The following is a 1,221-nucleotide window of genomic DNA, read 5'->3' on the forward strand; positions in this document are numbered from 1 at the left end:
TGAATCGACCAGATTTTTATAGACAGTTCGTAGCCTCAGAAAAGTATTGCTGTTCGTAGTTTACCGGTGATAGGTTGGCCGCATGACTATGACGGCGGACAGGGTTGTAAAACATTTCGATATAGTCAAAGATATCCTGTCGTGCGTGCTCTCTGGTTTTGTATATATTACGTTTAATTCGTTCACGTTTGAGTAATTGGAAGAAGCTTTCTGCGACAGCATTATCATGGCAGTTTCCTCGGCGGCTCATACTCGGCTGCAGATTATGATTGGCCAGGAATGCGCCGTATTCGTAGCTGGTAAATTGACTACCCTGATCTGAGTGGACAATGACGGGTTGCTTGGGTTTACGACGCCATACTGCGGCGAGCAATGCCTGCAGAACTAAATCTTTATTCATTCGTGAATCCATCGACCAGCCCACTACCTGGCGCGAGAATAAGTCCACCACAACAGCCAAATAGAGCCATCCTTCATGGGTACGGATATAGGTAATATCGGTCACCCAGACCAGGTTCGGTGCCGCGACATCGAATTGCCTGTCCAGAATGTTAGCCACTACATTATGGGCAGCGCCACCATAAGACCCAGGTCGACGACGACCATATCCAACCTGAGCACGCCATCCGCAGCTACGCATCAAGCGCGCTACGCGATGACGGCTGCAGGCCTCGCCCAATGCCAGTAAATCCAAATGCACCTTGCGGTAGCCATAAACCCGGCCACTCTCAAGCCAAGAGGGCTTCATCAGAGCCAGCAATCGCTGGTCTTCATGATGGCGTGTGCTATAGGCATTGCGTCTCCAGGCGTAATATCCACTAGGATGAACGCCTAGCACCTGACACAGTCTGCGCACCGGGTATTGAGTCGAATATTGTTCTACAAACGCGTACTTTAGCCGGACTCCTTGGCAAAATACGCGGCGGCCTTTTTTAGGATATCTCGCTCTTGGGTCAATCGTTTGACCTCAGCACGTAGACGCCTGAGCTCGATCGCCTCAGTGCCAGCCTGCTTACCTGACTGCGCAGACTTACCGTATCGCTTGATCCAGGCATACAGGCTGTGGCTCGACACGCCCAGTCGTTGCGACACTTCAGCCACCGGTCGGTGGTGTTCTGTAATTTGCTTTATCGCTTCGAGTTTGAATTCTTCCGTAAATCGGACCTTGCTCATAATAATCTCCATCTGTGAGTATTATGAGGCTTAAAAGTGTCTAGTAAA

Annotated in this window: 1 protein-coding gene; it reads right to left on the minus strand. The window is 50.1% G+C overall.

What is annotated here, in order from left to right; all coding sequences use genetic code 11:
* Positions 1-16: 16 nt before the first annotated feature.
* A protein-coding gene (locus INT32_RS22000; RefSeq protein WP_193090804.1) for an IS3 family transposase occupies positions 17-1,173 on the minus strand; the annotation gives its coding sequence in 2 pieces (ribosomal slippage) (positions 17-936 and positions 936-1,173; 1,158 coding nt in all).
* Positions 1,174-1,221: the final 48 nt, after the last annotated feature.

Source organism: Advenella sp. FME57, assembly GCF_014897675.1.
GTDB lineage: Bacteria > Pseudomonadota > Gammaproteobacteria > Burkholderiales > Burkholderiaceae_B > Advenella.